Origin of the sequence: Bacillus sp. EB106-08-02-XG196, assembly GCF_013396335.1 — a bacterium.
In the GTDB taxonomy this organism is placed as follows: domain Bacteria; phylum Bacillota; class Bacilli; order Bacillales; family Cytobacillaceae; genus Neobacillus.
Genome location: NZ_JABWSY010000007.1, coordinates 1 through 20,363 on the forward strand (window position 1 = coordinate 1; position 20,363 = coordinate 20,363).

The following is a 20,363-nucleotide window of genomic DNA, read 5'->3' on the forward strand; positions in this document are numbered from 1 at the left end:
ATTATATCAAATTAACGCGGTGAATCATTAAAGTTTATGAAAAAATAAAAGGCTGTCGAGAGTTTCTCGACAGCCTGGAAAGAGCTAGAATTAGCTCTTTCTTTATTTGTTTAGTTTCTTATCCCTTTTTAACAGATTCAATGTACGCCTTTCTAGCATTTTCAATATGAATTTTTGTAAGAAATTCTGCCATTTCTGTTTCTTGATTCACAATGGCTTCCATAATTTTAATATGCTCTTCCATTGCCTGTTCTGCTCTTCCGGTTTTTTTATGGCCAAGCTTTGCAAATGCTTTTATATAATCCGACAATCCACTTAGAATCTCAAATAATTTAGTGTTCTTAGCAGAACTATATAATAAATGATTTATTTCAAAGTGGATATCTGCGTAATCCGATTCTCTCTTATCCTGCAAGGCGGCTTCCACTTTTTTAATACATTCATTGAATTTACTTTTTGATACGTCATCTAACTTCTGAACAGCTAATTTTGCTGCCAAGACTTCAAGGGATGCAAGAATTGTAAATACCTCAATGATTTCTTTCTCAGAGATATCTGCAACAATTACACCTTTTCTAGGTACGGTTTTCACAAACCCTTGTGATTCTAAACGAAATAATGCTTCACGAATAGGAGTCCGACTAATATTCAGTCTTTCTGCCAGCTCTCTTTCCACCAATCGATCGCCTGCTTTGAACTCTCCTTCTAAAATAAGATCTTTAATGTGGATATAAACCCTCTCTCGAATCGAGATTAAATTATCCTCCGTCCAGTTACTTACCATTTTGACTCCCTCTTCCTACTCGGTATTCTTTATACCAATTATAACATTTTCTTGGAATTTTTCCCTAGCAGGAAGAATTTCAGATACACTTCTTTACGTTACTCGGTCATTTTGAAGGTTCTTACCATCAAATGCAGCCTTGATGATAATCTCCGTTACTATTTCTGCAAGAATCTTAACGGTATACAAACGAGTGCTATTTAAAGATTGTACCGGTGAGAGTGGGTCTAGATAATTGACGATTGCCTTCAAATGATAATTACCCACACTTGGTAATACGTTATTTACTGCGTTTCCAGGGATAAAGGCTCCCTCTTTAATAAAAACGGAACCTATTTTCCCTTCATCCCCCAAACAAGCGTCAATGCCAAAAATAAAAGGTTCATCATATGTTTTATGGATATCCTTGATAATTTTCTTTATATTTAGTGCATGAACGGGCTGTTCTAGTGTTCCATAAACTGGAAAAGGAATATTCTTTTCCTTCAGCATTGTGCCCACCATTGGACCGAGTGAATCGCCTGTGGACCGATCTGTTCCAACACATAAAAAGACTATTTCCTTAGAAGTTTGGCAAAGTACTTCCTTAAGAGTATTGGAAATTTTTTCAATTTCAGCTTCTTTCGTAGCTTTTCGTAGGGACATAATATTCGAACTTTCTATCCTGTCTTTATTTTTCCTTTTGAAAATATATGACCACATCTACATCCAACTCCTAAATTTTAGGATAGAGTGTCGATAAATACATTCTAAGGTAATTTTAGCTGAAAAATAAAAATATTTCATATGAAAAATATATTTTTTACTAAAGAATAATTTATTTTCTGGATTAATTAATATAATTGCCTAAAGTAATTTTTCAGTTCTTTTTCAGAAAGAATGATTTTCCCGTCTAATTTCATGGTTTGTAATACAAATTCTTTAACACCGATAAACTCTGATTCTGCTATAAGAAAGAAAATAGTGCCTTTCTTGTGAATACCTCTGTAGTTTTTAATTAATTTGTATCTTTTCATTAAATACCTCAATCAGTTTGATTGTAGTTATTTTACAATCTGTCGTTGAATCATACAAGGGATAGAGGCTGTATTTCTCGTTTGATATCCTTTGATGTAAATACCAAGTAACAAATGATTGGTATTCATGATATTTCCATGAATATATGTTAAAATAATACTAATATCTTCCATTCAGTAAAGGGGCTATAGTCCTCTCTATTGTACAGAAACAGCTGTGCCAATATTACTGTTGGCCTATCTGCTTTCTTTTTTGGAAGGTTTCATTTTTTTATTTAGGAGGATTTTATAATGAAAAATTTAATGAAGTTTTGCAAAAGGTTAAATCCTAGCTTGGGGGTTATCTACTATGAACCATAGTGCATATCAAGGTAGAGACTACTTCATTCAACAGTTAGTTTATATTGATGAAAACATCAAGGAGCTAACGAACCTTTACCTCTCATCCACCCCTATACCTGACCGTTTAAAACACTTTTTTAATTTATATGTATTAGAAGTTGAGGACTTATTAAAAGTACATCAAAAAAATAATCATATTTCATTTTTCCCTAAGGTATTAATTGGGACAAAGGTTACGGTACTGTATAACGAGGATAACGAAGCAGAGGATTATGTCATTTGTTACCCAGAACAATCGGATCCGGATACTGGTTATATTTCCTTCTTATCTCCAGTGGGCAGACAGCTTCTTTTTAAAAACATTGGTGAAAAGATTTCGTTAAAAATTCCAACCGGAGAACTTTCAGTAACGATTCAAGAAATTTCGTTTGTTGGCCACCTTTTAGATCAAGAAATACGAACCAAAGAGGCTTAAAAAATCGAAAGCGCTTCCAAATCACTAAAAACACAAACCTTCCACCTGTGCTAGGGGAAGGTTTGTTTTTATCGTTTGTTAAGCTTTAGTCAGACTAGCCTCAAACATATCAATGATTTCTAGGAATCTCGAAGCTTCCCTAAATGTATGGTCAGCTAAGAGCGGGTGAATGTTGCTCTTAATCCGACATTCTTCTATTAAGTCTCTTGCTGTTTTCTTGAAATCCCTTAATGAAGCAACAGATACTTTATTTTGGTTTAAAAATTGACTCAGTAATGGTTGGGTTTCAGATTGTGGCCGCATATAATCTAAATCAACTGCTTGGAACAACAATTTATCAAAATCATTACTAAACTCTCTCGCCTGCTCCACTAACTTTCTTTCAGAAGGATCTAAAAGGTGCCCGATAAACTTTGCATGGTCTGCCATAATCTTTAAGAAAAATACATTTTCTTCAATAATTGAATCAGGTGTCGGGGCTAATATACCTTCATTTAATTCTTTTAACCGATTCGCAAAATATGCCGCTTCTCTGCTAATATGGTCAATTAATAAAGGAAAATTGTTATGCCTGATTTGACAGCGAAGTGTTAAATCTAATATCTTCCTTTTATAGCCGTAAATTGATGCCGCGGCTTGATAAACCTCGGTATTAAAAGCTTGAACTTGACGTAAATCCGAATTGACCGTAAATCTAGAGAGCTTCTCCTCAATTCTTTCGAATAAGGCCATAAATTGCTGGGCTTCTTCAATTAATTGCTTCTGTTCATAGGTAAATCCAAGACTTAAAAATAAAGAATGTTCCTTCATAATCCTAGACCAAAATTTGATTTCGTCTAATGATCTAGCAACAATCGGATTTGCTGCCATTTTGTCCCTCCTCTTAAATACACTTCCTTCCCATATATATGAAATGAATGTTAGTCCTTATTCCCTAAGATCCCAACGGTAAAATTTTCCTTATGTTTATCCCTAATCAATCTGGCAAATAAAAAAGCTAAGGCAAGAAACCCTAGCTAGATTTTTTCCATTAATATTATTTATATGTTAAGCCATGACCAAGTTTATAAACATTACCATCACTGTCTTTATAAGCATAGGAAAGTCCTTCAGGCATAAATTTGTCCTTGTCATAGCCAGGTACATCATTTGGCGACACACAATCACCATTTTCATCGACAGCAATGACCTCTTCACTTGCTGGCAATGATAGTGGTAATACGCCCACTGGTTTGAATTGGCCAGCGATAACCTCAAATTGTGGCTTAAAGAAGGTATCATAACCCGCAATTAATGCATCTGCTAACGGTTCTGCATTTCCAACAATCCATGGCAATGTAACATTCACACTAATCACCACTTTACCGCCACTATTATGAAGGCTATCACACACTTCTTTTAGATGTTCGATTCCACTCAAAGTTGTTTCTTGATACTCACTACCATCTAAAGCTTTAATGGTTTTATCCTCGCATAATTCAAGTTCTAAAAGTCCAGGTGTTGCATTGAAATAGGATCCGGATTTTGGCTGCAAGAATAATATAGCTACATCTGCTTCATCATGGTTCTCCGTTAAAGTAAAGGTTCCAAGTTCTTGACATTCTTTCCTTGCTTGTTCTGTATAAGTAGCTGCAAGTTTTTGATCCTTATGGAAAACTTCTACATAAACCTTCTTATTATTCAGCTTTTCAGCACTTAAAGGCAATGTCTCATTTGAATTTTTAAGAACGGTTACAGATTTTTTATGCGCTGCATAAGCTGCTTCCCAGTGCTTTGGATTACTAACAACTTCAGTGGCTTGGTCAGGATATACATAAGTACGATCATCAAATATTCCTAATATAAACATTTCAGTAAGTAGTCGTACATTCGCTTCATTAATACGCTTTTCACTAATCCAACCTTTTTCAATTGCAATTTTCAGGTTTTCAATATCATTGGTATCTGCAACAAGATCTGTTCCGGCATTGATTGCTTTTGCAAAACGCTCCGCTTCACTCTTATCTTCAACGCCCCAGCTCATTTTATTTGTGATGCCACTATCACTATTGATATAGCCTTTAAACCCTAGTCCTTCTCGAAGAATACGTTGTAAGAAATAATGATTAAACGTAAAGCCGACCTCTTCGAATGGAATGTCTTCAGCTTCGAATTCTTGTACCACACTCTTACTTATACTTGGTATTGAATAATATGGCATTATGGAGGAAGTTCCATGTTCGACCGCTGCTCTAAATGGCGGTAAATGATATTTATCTAAACTTCCTGGAGTTGGGTACAGATTCCACTTTCCTTCAGCATAGTGAGGGTCAAATCCATTTTCCCTTGCACCACCGCCAGGGAAATGCTTCGTTGTCATGGCAATACTGTGTTTCCCTAATTCTTTTCCTTGGAATCCGTCTATGATACGGCCAATTGCATCTGATATAAACTCGGGATCTTCCCCAAATGTACCATATGTCCGCTGCCATCTTGGATCTGTAGCAGTATCGGCCATATACATGTAACCTTTTCTAATTCCAACGGCATCCCACTCATCGTGTGCAATTTGAGCAAATTCGCTAATAAGAGATGCATCCCCGCCATTTTTGATATCACCTTTCGCTGCAGCAGCAAGCCCTAACGTTCCTGGCCATGTTGAAAAAATCCCAACTGCATCATTCATACCAAAGATGGATTCACCATTTTCATTTCGTGAATTGGATGTGATTAAGCAAGGAATACCAAGACGAGTTCCCTCAGCAACTTCATTCATTTTATTAATCCATTCTGCCATTTGTGCTGGACTATGATTGTCTCTATGAATAAAGTGACGTAAATGCATATTTTCAATCGTATGTGTCGTTCCATATATTTTGGAAACGGCAAAGATATTTTCACCTTTTTCAACGATTGCCTCATCAAGCACACCATCATGACTTGTCTTACTCTTATCTTCTTGAGATAAACCCATTTTACGAGTATTAATCAGCATCATACCGATCTTTTCATCAATATTCATCAATGAGACCAGGTTCTCCGCCCGTTCTTTCGGACTTAAACGCCAATCTTTATAAGGTTCTAATTTCCCACTATTATTCAAATCCTTAAATTTTAACCCATCAACTTCAATGATTTTTTTGACCCTGACTTCTAATTCAGGTTGTTTGTGGTTCTTTTCCACATTAACGCCTCCTAAAATGGATCCATGACTATTGATTCAACAAAAAATACCCTTTTAATAGGGTGCTCAATTTTGGAATTATCATTATATCAATTACCTTAACAATGTTATAATAACAACAAAAAATGATAAATAAATATCATTTATTGCTAAAAACATTGTAATTGTTGCTATTAGAGAGGGCGACCTAAATGAAGCAGTCGATACATATCCCAGTAGTCAATCAGGCTTTTGAAATTTATAACTTTAGTCAAAAAAATCAATCCTATGATTTACTCAAAAAATATAACGAATCCGCAGAAAGATTTTATCAATTGGATCCTTTATTTCGCTTACACACTCACGATTGTTTGGAGATTCTGGTATTTTTAGGAGGAGATTGTGACTTTTTTTGTGAAGGAAAGACCTACACCCTTAGGAGAGGAGATATAGTAGTGGTGCCTCCTAATGCGGTTCATCAAGCAATCGTTAAGAATATCGATCACTATGAACGTATCATCATAAACATTAGTAATCGGTTAATGGCAGATTTTGAAACAGTTTCACCAGCTATGAATGAGAATATTGTTTTTCAAAAGACCCAAGGTTCTTATGTGCTACATCTGAATGAACCGAATTTTCAAGATATCATATCTTTACTCCATGAAATAACTCATAGAATAAAAAATGGTGAAGAAAAAGTTTCCTTCACCTTACAATATCTATTATTTCAAGTGCTTCAAGTCATATTTAATCCTGCAAGCAGGTTGCCAAACCTTAGTGACAAGGAAGAGCACAATGAAAGGTTACTGTCGATACTAGATTTCATTGAAGGACATTTAACAGAGCCAGATCTAAGTTTAGACAAGGTATCGAGCTATTTTCATTTAAATAAATACTATTTTTCTCATTATTTTAAAAAACACATGAACCTGCCCTTTTACCGGTATGTATCATTAAAACGGTTATCATTTGCGGTAACGATGATCAAACAAAAGCAGATCCCAATAGAGAAAATTGCTTTAAAATGCGGTTTTCCTGATTATTCAAGTTTTTACAGACTCTTCAAGAAAGAATACAATCTTTCTCCTAAGAATTTGCAAAAGGAATATAAAAATTAGGAATACGTCAATCCCCCATTGCGTTTACGCAGTCATTCACTGGGGGACTGACCCGCTGCATTAGTGTATTTCTGATTCTAATCTGAATCCTTCAACGATCACATCATCTTCGATTTCCAACAGTAAGCACCGTTTTCCTTGGAACATAATATATTTTACATGTTTCAAATCCATCGGGCTAAGGGATAAATTTGCAACCTTTGTTTCAATTTTTATCGATTTAGGAACTAAGTTGTTCGCTTTTAGCTCATGTTTTTCATCATCTACGACCGCTTTAAATGCATGTTCCACTTTAGCAGTATCTACATTTTCAACGCCGCTGACTGTTAAAATCCGTTCGATATCCCGAGAATCCAACATAGGTGCTTCACTTTCTTCATTTTCTTTATTCTCCTGGACCACCCTGTCTATTTCCTCATAGACGTTAGAAATAACCTGGGAATCTACTGAATCTCCGATTACTTTATTCAAAATTAATTCAAAGCTATCCTTTTCTTCCAAAGCGGTAATGATTTCTTCGCAATTAAGTACCTGTTCGATAAATGTCTCATCTGGTTGATTCGCTTTTCCTGCACAATAAAGGATATGGTTCACATCTGCCGCATTGTCATTAAAGGCAGGGAACAAAAATCCTGACAATGGCTGTGCTAAATTAATAATCGGATCAAAGGCGTTATTTGATCTAAATTCTCTTTCAATATAATCAAAAACTAACGCTTTTTTCGGCTGATCGGTTTTATTAAGGCTGCAAAGGATAAACTGGTTGGAATAAACCTCGTCATCTCCGCCTTCTCCGGATTCTGGATCCCGTTTTTTTGTCGCTTTTCGATATTCACCTCGGATAAATGTCACCACGGTATCAAATTCATAAACCGTATGCGCAAACATTTTCCCAACGATTTGTTGCATATTTTCTATCCAATCATCGGTTGTATCACTTTGCAATCCATCAAAGAGGATCATTTGGGTACTATCTTCTACATCCCGATGAAATTTCAGCTCAAATAGCTTGGCATCGAGAGCCCCTGTCAAAACCTTTTTGAAATTCATTAAAAATAATTCTTGTGACTCCTGATCTACCATTTCAAATGGTGAAATGACGGAGTGGTAAATCTCACCTGACTCTTTCTGAACATAAACATTTAAGATTTCTCGAATTTTCATTAGATCATTGTTTAATTTAAACTGCTTTCGGATATTAGCTATATCTTTTGCATTCATTTTCTCAACTCCCATCCCTGATTATACTGTTCAAAAAGAAAAATAGGAATACTTGACAATTTCTACACTTAAAATCAGTGCAACTGTTCTAAAATAGCATCAGATTTCTTTGAAATTGGCAAACTGTTTACAGTTTCTGTTGTTATTACTGCAACAGGAGATTTTTCTGTTACTGCACTTGGTTTTTTTACAAAGAAAGAACCTATTAACCCAACTATTGAGATCCCTGTAATAAAGTAGAAAGCATATTTAATTCCAGCCGCTAAAATTTCAGGCTGCGATGCATTAGGGAAATCCATTACATAACTGTTTTGTCCGCTAGTAAAAACAGTGATTGCAATCGCTGTACCAGCTGCCCCAGCTACTTGATTCAACGTATTCATAGCTGCTGATCCGTCAGCATATAACTCATGTGGCAGTTGATTCATTGCATTTGTTTGGGCTGGCATCATGACCATCGTTAAACCAAAGAATAAAATCATAAACGCTACAACCACTTGCCATGCCGGTGTTTGACTTGAAATAGTGGTAAGAAAAACAATATTTCCTATCAAGACGAAGATAAAGCCAATAATAGTAAAACGGCGTGCTCCGACTTTATCGAATAATGCTCCTACAATCGGTGACAAAATAAAGTTGACTGCATTACCCGGAAGTAATAAAAAACCAGCCATCGCAGCACTAAATAATAATGCTCCTTTTAAATACATAGGTAATAAAATACCAGTTGATAAAATAATCAAAATACCAAGGAACATCGTCAACGTTCCTAATGTGAACATTGGATATTTAAAAACACGTAAATTAACCATAGGCTGAGCCATATGATTTTGTCGAATTCCAAATGATACTAGTGCGATAATACCTACTAGGAAAGGTACCCAAACTTTGGGTGATGAAATAGCTACTTCAGCCATTGTACTCAAGGCAAAAATTAATCCCCCAAAACCGATTGTTGATAAAAGAATAGACGAAACATCGATTTTAGGTTTCGTGATTTCCGAAACATTCTCAATTTTAACTACAGCAACCAAGATCAACAAAACATAAGCAATGGCACTAAACCAGAAAATATATGGCCAGCTCAACGTACTAATAATAACACCCGAAAGTGTTGGTCCTAAGGCTGGAGCTAATGTAATAACAAGACCCATAAGCCCCATTACCACTCCACGTTTCTGAATTGGGAAAATCAGCAGCATCACACTCAACATAACAGGTAATAAAAGACCAGTTCCGATTGCTTGTACGACACGACCAAGTAATAAAATACCAAAACTGAAATTTAACGCTGCTAAAATTGCTCCTAACAACGAAATAACAAGTCCCCCGATAACTAATTGTCTTGTCGTAAACCATTTCATTAATAGTGCTGAGACTGGCACTAAAATTGCTAATACCAATAAATAACCTGTTGTCAGCCACTGTGCAGTTGTTGCGGCGACTTCAAATTGTTCCATAATATTTGATAATGCCATATTCAACGCTGTTTCACCGAACAATCCTGCAAAAGCACCTAACATTAAGATAAATGCCATTGTTTTAGGATTTTTAACTTGAATTTGTGTACTCATAACTATCTCCTCTTTTATTTAATTTAAAACTCTACGAAATTGCGAACCTGCTAAATATATCAAATTTTTTCTTTCTATGTCAACCGAGTTGACAAAATATAATATTTACGTTATTATCAACTTAGTTGACGTTTTATATTAGGAGCGAACAAAAGTATAATCTTGGAGATTTGGTTATCTATTCCTCACATGGCATATGTAAAAAAAAACCACGCTCTGTTACACAAAGCGTGGGTTATCACATTATTAAATATTCCAATCTAGCTTTAATATTTCTTTTAGAATACTTACTTGATCAGCACCTATTTTTTCAGCAATTTTATTCTCAAGCTGAGCCTTCAGGGCCTCGTTTTTTTCGTAGCATTCCTCACCTAAAGCTGTTAATTGGATACACTTTTCTTTCTTATTGTTTTCGACATTTTCAACTTGTACTAATCCTTTTTCCGAAAGTTTATTGATAAACTTATGTATCGCCTGACGAGAGATTTCTACATTTTTTGTAATGTACGATATGTTCGGCTTTCTTTTATAAATCCTAGCCATGATATACCATTCAGAATTTGAAATATGGATCTCACTTTGATTATTCCATGATGTTTCTGAAATTTTCCGGACTAAACTATGCCGTTCACTCAATAGATCAATCAGATCTAAATTTTGTAATTCAGAGTTTGAAATCAAATGTTTCACTCCCATCCTATTCTACATCAACTACTATACAAAATCCCAAATAACATGTCAATTTGGTTGACATCTTAGAGGGTTTTCCACCAGGTTTTAGGAGCAAGCAGGATACCATTTAGAAGTACGGTTTCTCCTATAGTTGGAGCTATTATATTTACTTCTTTCTCTTCGGCCGCACGTATTGCACGTTCTACTGGATCTGTCCAGTTATGATACGCCAATGTAAAAGCTCCCCAGTGAATCAGCATCAAGTTTATACCTCTTACATCAAGATGAGCCTGAACGGATTCTTCTGGCTGCATATGGATTGCTGACCAGCGTTTATCATATTGGCCGCCTTCCATTAAAGTGAGGTCAAAAGGACCGTATTTTTCACCGATTTGCTTAAAGTGCGGTCCGTAGCCGCCATCTCCACTTGTATAAATTCTTTGATTTTCTCCAAGAATGACCCAGCCGTTCCATAAGGTACTATTTCGATTGAACAATCCCCTGCCGGAAAAATGCTGAGATGGAACGGACGCAATCGTTAAACCATCCCATTTAACTTCATCCCACCAATTGCATTCCTTTATTCGGTCTTCTTTTACTCCCCACTTCATTAAATGCGCAGCTACACCAAGCGGGACAATGAAATGACCCACTTTATTTTTTAACCTGATAACGGATGGATAGTCCAAATGATCATAATGGTCATGTGTGATTAACACAACATCGATATGTGGTAATTTCTCAATCACATATATGAGATCTTCACTATAACGCTTGCTTCCAACAAACGTGACGGGTGATGGTGACGGTCCAAACATCGGATCAATTAGGATTTTCATTTTGTCTAATGTAAGCAGCATCGTTGAATGTCCAAACCACGTCAAGCTGTCTTCATCACTGTGGATCTTGTTCCAATCAAAAGAGATCGGAATAGGAGTATTGGGACTTCGATCCATTTTTCCTGTTAAGGAATCTTTGATTAATGAAAGAATGGTAGATAGACCCATCTTCATTTCAGTAGGACTTTGATTGACAAATCTCCCATTTTTATTATGGTCGAAATAACGATAACGTTCACGATCCTGCTTACTAGGGCTGCCCCCAAACGTCGGGTGTAATGTAATAAAAAGTATGATACCAAATGCTAGTACTCCTAATATAACAAGTAGATATACCATTATGATTGTTGGTCTCCCTTCAAGAACACTTATCTCTTTTCCTAATGAATTTCAGATGCATCCTCTCCCATCATAACTAACGAGGTTTTATCTATCAAATTTATCAATAGTTCTTGTTTATATTAAAAAAATAAACACTGTCCATGTTTTAAGGACAGTGTTAGGTTATTAGTTACTTTTTTTCCACCGCAGCAAAAAATTATTTAACCATTCCTCTAGCGTCGACTTTCCATACGTCGATTACCTGTCCATTTTCATGAACCACATACTCTTCAAACTGATTGACGACAGGACAGGCATGGTTTGGAATGATTTGTACTTTATCATTTAACCTTAAATTGGTTTCTTCCTTGAAAACTCCTACACCGTGCTCTTCAGATAATCGGTCAATGGTTACTTCAGGGTGTCCAATGATCTGGCCGAACCCGCTAACAGTCTGATTACCATGTGCACCCTTGTCTAAACATAAAGACTTACTGCCTGTATCAAAAATAATCCGATCCTTATAGACACCCACCACGGATGCTAGTAGAGTTACTGCACAATTCTCTATGTTTGTCACACCAAGACCTACTTGAATGGCATCGAAAAACGCTGCATTACCTGGCCTGATTTCTGTTACGCCAGGTACCTTTCCTGCAATCTTGAATGTTGGTGTAGAACCAACACTGCGAACTGGTATCGGAATGCCAGCTTGTTCACATTCCTTTGCACTTTCAACCACTGCCAGCCCTTCCTGCAGGCCTATGTTTTCAATTTCCTCATAGGTTTTGGCCGCATACGAATGTCCAGCATGTGTAAAAATCCCTCCTAGTTTAAGCTTTGAATGAAGCATAATTGCCTTTGCTAAAAGAACTGCATCTTTCCCAGGTTCAACTCCACATCGATTGAGTCCAGCATTTACTTTGATCCATACTTCTAATGTAAAAGGTGTATGTTCTAGTCCTCTTTGTAAATAACATAACGATTCAGGATTGTCTACGGATACTTTCAGTTGGACTCCTTTTTGTAATAGCTTTATTAAGCTATTAATTTTGTCTGGACTTGAAATCGGATAGGCAATTAATATATCCTTAATCCCGCCTGCAGCCATTACTTCTGCTTCACTAATTTTAGCCGTTGTTATTCCCACTGCTCCTGCTGCTACCTGCAACTGGGCTATTTTCACAGATTTGTGTGTTTTAATATGAGGGCGATAAGATACACCCTGTTCATTTGCAAAATTAGCAATATCACTTATATTCTTTAACAGCTTTTGATGGTCTAGCAGCAAGGTTGGACTGTCTAATGTTTGAAAGTTGGTCATGACTTATACATCCTTTATTGTTTCCTTGATTTTAGGTTCTTCTATTTATTAAATAAATACTTTCTCCATTCGGATATCAAACCACATTTTATCCGCCCAATAAGTGAAATTTTCAATACGTCCGATTTCCTTATATCCTAACTTCTTATAGAGCTTTTGAGCCTGAGTATTAAATTCAAATACTCCTAACTCAATTCGCTTTAGTCCCTGCTTTTTTATCTCCGCCTCTAAATATTGGATTGCTTGATAACCAATCCCTTTTCCTCTGCCTTCAAGCTCTCCAATTGTAATACCAATCCAGGCTGTACCTCCTTCTTTTTTGAAGAGATACTTTGGATCAACTGTATAGTTCATTTCTCCGATTAATTGATCATCGAGGTAAATCAAATATATGTGATGGTGATCTAATCTTTGTTTTAAGTCATCCAAGGTCATGGTATCCCTGCGTTCCAATTCAGCCTTATTTTTATTGGGACGTGTTAACGGAATTAATACCTCATCATTATCCCAGCGGTTAAAAACGTCTACGAGCGTTTCGCTAGGTTCTATTACTTTGATAAATTTTAAGTTCATGATGGTCTCCCTTAATCGTTATAATTTGAATTTATCTTTGATGACTTTGGCCACTTCTTCTGCACTCATGTACGTATTGTTTATTTTTAAATATTCCTCTTTTTTGCTAATTCCTGACCAACCGTCATTTTCCCAACAGCCTGCGGACCAAATATCAAAACAAATTTCATATTTCCTCCTAAAAAAATTCAATATTACTATAATGATATTAAATTCTCTCTCTAAAATACAATTCCTTCTTTTTTTGATTATATATGACTTCCATTTGTTTTTTTACATAAAAAAAAGGCGCTACCCTAATGGATTTGCACCTGATGTTAATATTGTTTACAAACGGTGTTCACTTTGAACCATTTAATTTTAAAACATCTCATTAATTTCCCAAGATTCAACAGTTACATATGCGGTCTGCGGATCCATTCCATTACCCATTAAATAGGTTATTGCAGCTACTTCCTGTAATGCATGTGCAAATGACGTATGTTTTGCTTCATGCAATCCATATTTTACAAAAGGAGCAATACTATTTAACACATGTGATTTCATATGAGGGTATAAAGGTTTTATATCTTCCTGTAATTGCTCTGTTATTTGACGGCACAGTTTATCTAATTCCTCTAAGCTTTCATTGTCAACAAGGATAGATAACTTTGGTTTCATACTGTTCCAATTTGAATAAAGGTTATGACTCCATTCCAACAATTCTTCTCGGTATTGTTCTCGTTCCTCCATAACGATATTTCGTTCAGATTCAAGCTCACTCTCCTCTTGAAGAGCATCTGTTTCTAAACAATCTTCAGGTATTTGCTCTTCCCAGTCCAAACGATGGTCAGTTTCCATTTCTATCTCGTCTTGATACGCATTAGATTCACGGTAAAACAAATCTAATTGTTCATATAAATTTTTAGCTGTTTCATAATCATCGAGGTCCGCGTTTATGCTTCCCAGTAATTTGGCTTTTAATTGGCGGCAGGAGTCTTCCCAATCCTTTTTACTTTGGTAATTAAAAAGTTCTCGATTCCTTTGATTCATACTCTCCCAATTTAACTCAGCGATTTTACACCATTCCAACAAATCATCACGGTATTGTTTTGGCTCATTCATTTTGATACAATCCCCCACACTGTTTGTTTTTTATCATCCTACAAAGGAAATAGAAATATCTCACACCTTTGAATAACCACAATCTCATACTATGTACCGCGTTTGTCCCAAGATTAGACGTTAACCCATAGGCACAACGAATAACTTCAGTAATTTAAAGAACTGTAGTAATTATATATATATTAGCCGTTCCCTTTTGACTTATCACTGGTTCAATATTTCTTTTCAATCAGAAAAGTTGTTATGCCAACAGTGGTTATAGCGACACAAGAATAAAGGAAGCTGTCCGTTTTCAGTATACTAAAACCTGCTAAAACAATAATTCCATCGATTAGTATAATGACAAGTGCTAAATTTAAAGAAAACCTTCCAGAAATGATTTTTGCGAGTAAGTCCGTTCCCCCTGTACTCGACTTATACCGCAGCATCAAACCAACTCCTGTTCCAATGATGACTCCTCCTATTAACGCACTACCAAGCTTAGAAATGATAAATTGATGACGAAGAGGTGAGAGTAAATCAATAAATAAAGAAGAGACCAACAATCCCTGCAAACTGCTAAGAAAATAACTTTTCTCACTCAGTATTGACAATACACAGATTGGGGCACTCAAAGCGATCATGGTCATTCCTGTCTGAAAATGATAGAAATAATGAAGGATTAGTGCAATTCCTAGGATTCCACCATCAATTAAATGATTAGGCACAAGAAACCCGTTTACTCCAATTCCTAATAGCAAACTGCCAATAATAGTGGCTATAAATTTCTGAAAAATAAACATCACCTTGTCCTATCTTTTTAATCTATAATTATGTAACCAATTTGGAATTCAGAAGCATAGATAAATATAAGATTAGGGAGATTACTTCCAACGACCCAATGAAAAAGCGATGATCCTTTAAGCATCGACTTTTTTACCTTAATTTTACATTTTGCGTTCTTAGTACTTTTACAACCATTTCTCCGATTTGCCTGCCTAAATCTAATCCTTCATCGTTATCTACTTTAAAATGGACTCCTGCATATAGACGAGATTGAGCGCTTAATTCCATTCTTCCCTTTATTTCAGATACCTCTTCGGGAAAAAAATAACTTAATAGAACCTCTGCACAACCTGCCACAGTTGCGTGTGCAGAGGGATAGGACGGAAAACGAGGGGTGGACAAAAAAGGAGATAGGTCTTTGCTATATTGGTTTGGACGTGCCACGTCCCAAAGGTATTTAGTATTTTGCTCGCATACATCATCCCCCCTTTTTAAAGGTTTCTTAGTTATTTATGAAAAATGACCCATATTTCCACATATCACAACGGAAATTTCAAACCTATCAATTTCTTGGACTATGCCTGCAATCAAAATGTAAATATTCTGTCACTGTAATAGAGTTGATGTTAGGAGATTGAAAGTATAAACTTTACCTACTAATTAAGGAGTGATTAAGTTGAATACAATAACCGTAGATAAGCTGACATTTAAGAAAAAATTATCGATGATTGAGCAATTTGCAATCAAAGATTTCCTTTTTAAATGGGTTGGCAGACCAGCAGAAGGTATAGATGAATATCTACCACTTGAATACACAGAATGTGTCTTTGCGAAGATGGAGGCAATACAGGAAAAAGCTTTTGTGATAAATGGGAATGAGCATTTCCGATATGCGACCATTACAGAGGCTAATCAAATGGTAATCGGATTTTTAGATTGGAATAATGAGTTAAAGCATAGAGTCCTTTCTCTAGATGAGGTTTTAATTGGTAAGCACTTTTAGTTGCTTACCTTCTTAAACACTACGCTTCCCACAACGCCCAGATACCCATATTATGTCCTCCCCCTTCAGTCCCTTCCATCGTATAAATTCTTGAATTGGTTTCAACAATCTACCAGTGTTTAAATCAGCAGGAATCAAAACATATGATTTAATGGCAGATCAAAATGGAATTAATCCCAATGATATAACTGCATTGTATAAAAAACATAGAATCCGAATGATTTTTTTAAACCCTATTTTTCAAAATCCAACCGGTACATTAATGTCTGAAGAAAGGCGCAAAAAGGTTATTGAATTATCATCTGAATATGGAATTCCCGATGTTGAGGATGATCCTTACAGTCTAACCTCTTTTACAGGAGAAAAATTCAATTACTTGAAGAGTCTATTAAACGGGGAGTCATTTATGTACCTGGATCAACAATGGGTTCAGAAAAAGGATTTGTCCGTTTTACCTTTTCTCGGGAAAAAGAAGTAGATATTAAAGAAGGAGTAAGAAGGTTTGCGGATGCTTTAAAAGCTGTTTACAAGAAATGAAAAGGATCAGGATTTATTCTGATCCTTTTAAACATTGTCTAACTCATCCAAATGTAGATTCCTAGGGAAACTAATGCTATAAAAATAATCACCACATATATTAATGTTAAATTGGTTGTATTCCTTTTTGTGGAATCGCTATAGTTATCATCAGGCTTCCCCGTTAACGCCAGGGTTAAAACCACAGCAACAATTAAGATTAAAACGACTAAAATAGATAATATCTCCATGATACACCTCGTATATTTTTGTTCTATTTACTATATAATCATACCGCAACTGGAACTATTCTTAACCATCCAATTCCTACAAATTTATCTGTATACAAAAAAGCGTAATGGAAGTAACTAATCCATTACGCATGAGTTATTTTTAGATACTTACTGATTCAGGTTGAGGCTGTAACGCTTTTTTTAACGCTTGAACATATTCATTTCTTGCTTGTTTCCCTATTTCTGAAGTGGGATTTAATAGTTCAAAACCATGGTAAGCACCAGGATAGAGATGGAATTCCACAGCTACTCCTGCTTGCGCTAATTTTGCCACATATTCAATCGTTTCATCACGGAACGGATCTAATTGACCAACACAAGTAAATGTTGGCGGCAGGTTAGACAGATTTTTTGCACGAGCAGGTGCCGCATATGGTGAAATTTCTCCGTTTGCATGTTCGCCTAAATACATCCTCCAGCCTGCTAAATTGTTGCCACGATTCCAGATGGCACGTTCGTCTGTAATTTCATAGCTAGAAGGTGTCACATTACGGTCATCTATCATCGGGTACAGTGGCATTTGGAATGAGATGGCTGGCCCCTTGCGATCACGAGCTAGCAGACTTAGAGCGGCGGTCAATCCACCCCCTGCACTTTGACCCGCGACGGCAACACGCGATCCATCAATCTTCAGATCATCCGCTGCATTTGTCATCCATACCAAAGCCGCATAACAGTCCTCTAGTGGCGCCGGAAATGGATGCTCAGGAGCAAGGCGGTAATCCACGGATACGACAACACACTGTGCTTCCTCAGCAAAGAGTTGGCAGTCGCCATCAGAGCCATCCGCATCCCCTAACACGTATCCACCACCATGGATGAACAACAGTGCTGGAAGTTTTTCCGTCTTTACCGATGCAGGTTCATAAATCTTAACCTTCATATCCTGGCCATCACCACCAGGTATAGTGCGCGTTGAAATGTTAACGCTTTCAAGTTTTTCGATTGGAATGGCGGGAGCTTGTCTAGCTGCCTCCAATCCCTCGGGAAGATTTAGCGGTGGGAAAACAGTAAGTATTTCTTTTAATTCTGGTGCAACTCTACTAATAAAATCCATTCAAAAACCTCCTATTAATACATAAAACTATTTTACTATGAATAATCATTGCTTGCACAGTAATAATATGCTGTTCCATATAAAGTTATAACTTACTAGAAGACTTTTTTACCTATTAATTTCTTACCTTCTTTAAATCAATAAAATCCAGTTTTTCCACCGAATGATTCTTTTCCTTCCAAATAATAAATAAGAGTAGTTTAGACTCCTTATCATAATAGGTACACTCATTTTTACATTCATAAATATAATATCCATTTTCATCTAATGATAGTAATCCACTTTCATAATGAGGATGAATGTTAAAATTGAAATTCTCGATTTTTTCGCTCCCTTTATACTTAACTTCAATCCGATAACTACTATTAAGTCCTTCTATTTTTGCATTTATCGTTATAAGCCAATTCTCATCCTCACCCATATAGGTAACAGTTTTCCCTCTTAGCATCACTTCATAGAAAGAAACTAACAGGACCAATATAATAATAGACCAAATAAGCTTTTTTCTCATAAAAAAACACCTCTTTATATGAGATGTAAAGTTAAATATATTTATGACTGAAAACGTGTTTGTTATACAATTATTGCTTGATATCCTTTTGCTTTCAACTCTTCCACTAAGCTTTTTGCGTTATCGATATCTGAAAATGCCCCCACTTGTATGCGATAAACCACATCAACTGTAGATGAAACTGCTGGTTTCTTTTTCAGTCCATACTGGGCAACAAGTCCATCCACTACCGATTTCGCTGCTTTTTTCTGATACTCTTCTGTCCTCATTTTTATAGCTTCGTTATGATTTGTCATAAATGCGAATTCTATTAATATTGCCGTCATTTTCGTTTCTCTTACCATTTGGAAATCCGCGGCTTTTATACCACGATTACGAAATCCTAATTCTTTCACTAGGTTAGTTTGTATTTTTTCAGCAAGAGCCGCAGCCTCTTTTGGCTTTGTTGTGTACGTATACGTTTCAGTACCACCAGCATTGTTCCATCCAGATCCGTATGCATTGAGATGGTAGTCTATATGAACATTTGCACCCCAGCCATTTATTAGTTCGCATCGTTTTTTTAACGGAATATCACTTTTCCCAGTTGAATCATCAATCCGTTTTTGAATGACTCTTTCATAATTTTCTAGTTCCAACATCACAAGCTTCACAATCTCACTTGTAACCTGCCATTCTTTATATCCATCAGGTGACTGCTTCCCTGGTGTGACAAGTGCATGTCCTGCGGCATGCGTTATTTTTATCATATAAATATCCTCCCTTTTACAAATCCTATTCTTCCACCTTTTATATATAGATAAAATACAAAAAAGGACAGGGACTGAGAAAATCTTTTATTAAACCTGTTATTTTTATCACACCTACAGCGATTCTATGAATGTAAAATTAAAGTGAAACATCAAAAATAGGCAGGAGGTTGTTTTTTGTTAAAAATATTTATTTTTGTTCTGATTCTAATTACTTTGGTCTTGTTGAGTATGTTTATTGATGGTGTGATGGAGTTACATAAGAAGGAAATGGAAGAGAAGAAAAATATCATAAGAGAAGGAATGGAAGGTTATTTGGATAGAACCTTTGGATTTGGCAATGTTACTATTTTCAAATCCATCTTTGATGCTGAAGGCAACACCAGGTACTTAGTGTATTTACCTAAATATGAATGGTTTAAAGCTCCTAAATACGAATGGTATGAAGTCTATTCAACAAACAGCGGATATAAGCATCAAGCAATAAAGGGATGATATCAAAAGCCCAATGCTCGAAATTCAACTCGAGTCATTGGGCTTTTGAGACGATTTGTCAGTATAAATAATACTATTCTCTTTTTAAAACCATTCATCCGCAATCGTGCTATTATCGGCGAGAGAGAATGCTGCATTCGTGATGGCTTTTGCTAACGTATCACCGTTTTCACAAACTGTATTAAAACAAACTTCATGTTCCCCTTTTGCTGTATAGGTATATCCGAAACTTTTTAATCTTTCAACGATTAACAGTGCATGGTCTAGGTTTTCCTCTGGGCTAAAGTCATATATGAAAACACCCTTTTCTGGATCATACCATCTATCCCATCGATTTAGTTTCCAACCTAGTATTCTACGTGCGATTACCTCAGTATTGTTCATGTGCCAATTACCTCTTTTACTCTAGATGATTATATTTTATCATTTCAAAACGTTACAAGCATCATGAGGATGTGACAATCAA

General features: G+C 36.0%; 24 protein-coding genes and 1 pseudogene. 5 read left to right on the top strand and 20 right to left on the bottom strand.

What is annotated here, in order from left to right; translation table 11 throughout:
* Positions 1–118: 118 nt before the first annotated feature.
* The 3 genes from MLOOGBEN_RS12035 to MLOOGBEN_RS12045 all read right to left on the bottom strand — a co-directional run bounded on the left by MLOOGBEN_RS12035 (position 119) and on the right by MLOOGBEN_RS12045 (position 1,800).
* On the bottom strand, positions 119–784 hold the full coding sequence (locus MLOOGBEN_RS12035; protein ID WP_179158505.1) for a GntR family transcriptional regulator: 666 nt from the start codon (positions 782–784) through the stop codon (positions 119–121).
* A gap of 93 nt (positions 785–877) precedes the next feature.
* Positions 878–1,486 (bottom strand): spore protease YyaC, encoded by a 609-nt coding sequence (gene yyaC / locus MLOOGBEN_RS12040; RefSeq protein WP_179158506.1) that lies wholly within the window; start codon positions 1,484–1,486, stop codon positions 878–880.
* 131 nt (positions 1,487–1,617) lie between these two features.
* Positions 1,618–1,800 carry a hypothetical protein gene (locus MLOOGBEN_RS12045; protein ID WP_179158507.1) on the bottom strand — a complete coding sequence of 61 codons (183 nt, stop codon included), beginning with the start codon at positions 1,798–1,800 and terminating at the stop codon, positions 1,618–1,620.
* 349 nt (positions 1,801–2,149) lie between these two features.
* On the opposite strand from MLOOGBEN_RS12045, the gene MLOOGBEN_RS12050 reads away from it, so the two are divergent.
* Positions 2,150–2,617, top strand: a complete 468-nt coding sequence (locus tag MLOOGBEN_RS12050) for a GreA/GreB family elongation factor (RefSeq protein ID WP_179158508.1) — start codon at positions 2,150–2,152, stop codon at positions 2,615–2,617.
* Positions 2,618–2,695: 78 nt separating this feature from the next.
* Here MLOOGBEN_RS12050 and MLOOGBEN_RS12055 read toward each other — a convergent pair whose 3' ends face one another.
* On the bottom strand, positions 2,696–3,487 hold the full coding sequence (locus tag MLOOGBEN_RS12055) for a DUF2935 domain-containing protein (RefSeq protein WP_179158509.1): 792 nt from the start codon (positions 3,485–3,487) through the stop codon (positions 2,696–2,698).
* Positions 3,488–3,653: 166 nt separating this feature from the next.
* A complete protein-coding gene (locus MLOOGBEN_RS12060) occupies positions 3,654–5,780 on the bottom strand; it encodes a glycoside hydrolase family 3 protein (protein ID WP_179158510.1) in 2,127 nt (708 codons plus the stop codon).
* Between the two features lie 191 nt (positions 5,781–5,971).
* On the opposite strand from MLOOGBEN_RS12060, the gene MLOOGBEN_RS12065 reads away from it, so the two are divergent.
* Positions 5,972–6,880, top strand: a complete 909-nt coding sequence (locus MLOOGBEN_RS12065; RefSeq protein WP_179158511.1) for a helix-turn-helix domain-containing protein — start codon at positions 5,972–5,974, stop codon at positions 6,878–6,880.
* Between the two features lie 60 nt (positions 6,881–6,940).
* Here MLOOGBEN_RS12065 and MLOOGBEN_RS12070 read toward each other — a convergent pair whose 3' ends face one another.
* The 10 genes and pseudogenes from MLOOGBEN_RS12070 to MLOOGBEN_RS12110 form a co-directional block, all read right to left on the bottom strand.
* The gene (locus MLOOGBEN_RS12070) at positions 6,941–8,101 is read right to left on the bottom strand and encodes a DUF4317 domain-containing protein (RefSeq protein ID WP_179158512.1); all 1,161 of its coding nucleotides are present in this window, start codon (positions 8,099–8,101) and stop codon (positions 6,941–6,943) included.
* A gap of 74 nt (positions 8,102–8,175) precedes the next feature.
* A complete protein-coding gene (locus MLOOGBEN_RS12075) occupies positions 8,176–9,675 on the bottom strand; it encodes a DHA2 family efflux MFS transporter permease subunit (protein ID WP_179158513.1) in 1,500 nt (499 codons plus the stop codon).
* A 246-nt stretch (positions 9,676–9,921) separates the two neighbouring features.
* Positions 9,922–10,371: a MarR family winged helix-turn-helix transcriptional regulator gene (locus tag MLOOGBEN_RS12080; protein ID WP_179158514.1), complete on the bottom strand. Its 450-nt coding sequence runs from the start codon at positions 10,369–10,371 to the stop codon at positions 9,922–9,924.
* Between the two features lie 59 nt (positions 10,372–10,430).
* On the bottom strand, positions 10,431–11,525 hold the full coding sequence (locus MLOOGBEN_RS12085) for an MBL fold metallo-hydrolase (RefSeq protein WP_179158515.1): 1,095 nt from the start codon (positions 11,523–11,525) through the stop codon (positions 10,431–10,433).
* A gap of 199 nt (positions 11,526–11,724) precedes the next feature.
* Positions 11,725–12,831, bottom strand: coding sequence for a D-TA family PLP-dependent enzyme (locus MLOOGBEN_RS12090; RefSeq protein WP_179158516.1), 1,107 nt, complete (start codon positions 12,829–12,831; stop codon positions 11,725–11,727).
* 48 nt (positions 12,832–12,879) lie between these two features.
* Positions 12,880–13,404, bottom strand: coding sequence for a GNAT family N-acetyltransferase (locus MLOOGBEN_RS12095; protein WP_179158517.1), 525 nt, complete (start codon positions 13,402–13,404; stop codon positions 12,880–12,882).
* 101 nt (positions 13,405–13,505) lie between these two features.
* Positions 13,506–13,574 (bottom strand): annotated as a pseudogene (locus tag MLOOGBEN_RS29795) (shikimate kinase); the annotation flags it as partial.
* 190 nt (positions 13,575–13,764) lie between these two features.
* On the bottom strand, positions 13,765–14,508 hold the full coding sequence (locus MLOOGBEN_RS29210; protein ID WP_256989065.1) for a hypothetical protein: 744 nt from the start codon (positions 14,506–14,508) through the stop codon (positions 13,765–13,767).
* 212 nt (positions 14,509–14,720) lie between these two features.
* Entirely contained in the window at positions 14,721–15,290 is a 570-nt protein-coding gene (locus MLOOGBEN_RS12105) for a YitT family protein (RefSeq protein ID WP_179158518.1), read from the bottom strand.
* A gap of 133 nt (positions 15,291–15,423) precedes the next feature.
* Positions 15,424–15,783, bottom strand: coding sequence for a phosphatase PAP2 family protein (locus tag MLOOGBEN_RS12110; protein ID WP_179158776.1), 360 nt, complete (start codon positions 15,781–15,783; stop codon positions 15,424–15,426).
* A 166-nt stretch (positions 15,784–15,949) separates the two neighbouring features.
* Between MLOOGBEN_RS12110 and MLOOGBEN_RS12115 the strand changes: the two genes are divergently transcribed.
* On the top strand, positions 15,950–16,276 hold the full coding sequence (locus tag MLOOGBEN_RS12115; RefSeq protein ID WP_179158519.1) for a hypothetical protein: 327 nt from the start codon (positions 15,950–15,952) through the stop codon (positions 16,274–16,276).
* Positions 16,277–16,391: 115 nt separating this feature from the next.
* The gene (locus MLOOGBEN_RS12120) at positions 16,392–16,754 is read left to right on the top strand and encodes an aminotransferase class I/II-fold pyridoxal phosphate-dependent enzyme (protein WP_483296390.1); all 363 of its coding nucleotides are present in this window, start codon (positions 16,392–16,394) and stop codon (positions 16,752–16,754) included.
* Positions 16,755–16,851: 97 nt separating this feature from the next.
* Here MLOOGBEN_RS12120 and MLOOGBEN_RS12125 read toward each other — a convergent pair whose 3' ends face one another.
* From MLOOGBEN_RS12125 to MLOOGBEN_RS12140, 4 genes are all read right to left on the bottom strand, one after another.
* The gene (locus tag MLOOGBEN_RS12125) at positions 16,852–17,043 is read right to left on the bottom strand and encodes a hypothetical protein (protein WP_179158520.1); all 192 of its coding nucleotides are present in this window, start codon (positions 17,041–17,043) and stop codon (positions 16,852–16,854) included.
* A gap of 142 nt (positions 17,044–17,185) precedes the next feature.
* A complete protein-coding gene (locus tag MLOOGBEN_RS12130) occupies positions 17,186–18,142 on the bottom strand; it encodes an alpha/beta hydrolase (protein WP_179158521.1) in 957 nt (318 codons plus the stop codon).
* 115 nt (positions 18,143–18,257) lie between these two features.
* Positions 18,258–18,653 (bottom strand): hypothetical protein, encoded by a 396-nt coding sequence (locus MLOOGBEN_RS12135; protein WP_179158522.1) that lies wholly within the window; start codon positions 18,651–18,653, stop codon positions 18,258–18,260.
* Positions 18,654–18,715: 62 nt separating this feature from the next.
* Positions 18,716–19,402: an N-acetylmuramoyl-L-alanine amidase gene (locus MLOOGBEN_RS12140; protein ID WP_179158523.1), complete on the bottom strand. Its 687-nt coding sequence runs from the start codon at positions 19,400–19,402 to the stop codon at positions 18,716–18,718.
* A gap of 177 nt (positions 19,403–19,579) precedes the next feature.
* Between MLOOGBEN_RS12140 and MLOOGBEN_RS12145 the strand changes: the two genes are divergently transcribed.
* A complete protein-coding gene (locus tag MLOOGBEN_RS12145) occupies positions 19,580–19,897 on the top strand; it encodes a hypothetical protein (protein ID WP_179158524.1) in 318 nt (105 codons plus the stop codon).
* Positions 19,898–19,981: 84 nt separating this feature from the next.
* Here MLOOGBEN_RS12145 and MLOOGBEN_RS12150 read toward each other — a convergent pair whose 3' ends face one another.
* Entirely contained in the window at positions 19,982–20,281 is a 300-nt protein-coding gene (locus tag MLOOGBEN_RS12150) for a BC1872 family protein (protein WP_179158525.1), read from the bottom strand.
* Positions 20,282–20,363 lie beyond the last annotated feature (82 nt).